At 41.9% G+C, this 253-nt stretch carries 1 protein-coding gene; it reads right to left on the reverse strand.

Annotated elements, in window-relative coordinates; all coding sequences use genetic code 11:
• Positions 1–197, reverse strand: a 197-nt coding sequence (locus AAEY80_RS14700) for a transposase (RefSeq protein ID WP_201607524.1), incomplete at its 3' end; no start/stop codon positions are given.
• Between the last annotated feature and the right edge of the window lie 56 nt (positions 198–253).

Consider the following 253-nt stretch of genomic DNA (forward strand, 5'->3'; position numbering starts at 1 on the left):
GTATGCCCATTGCGTTTATTTGGCTTATCTGCTTTCTCATGCTTAGGGTAGCCAAGATGGTCTTCCATCTCAGCTTCCAAGGCAGTATCGATAAAGGATTGCATGAGCTGCTTTTGAAAGTCTTTGATGTCATCGAAGCTTTTCATGCTACCAGCCATTTGCTCAGCCAGTTTCTTGATGTCAGTTTGGTTAGTCATTGCTTATTCTCCTGTTAGTGGATTATAAGCAGTTACACAGTTTTTAGGAAAGGCTC

It is taken from the genome of Psychrobacter sp. 78a-MNA-CIBAN-0178, from assembly GCF_040309625.1.
GTDB classification, from domain to species: Bacteria; Pseudomonadota; Gammaproteobacteria; order Pseudomonadales; family Moraxellaceae; genus Psychrobacter; species Psychrobacter okhotskensis.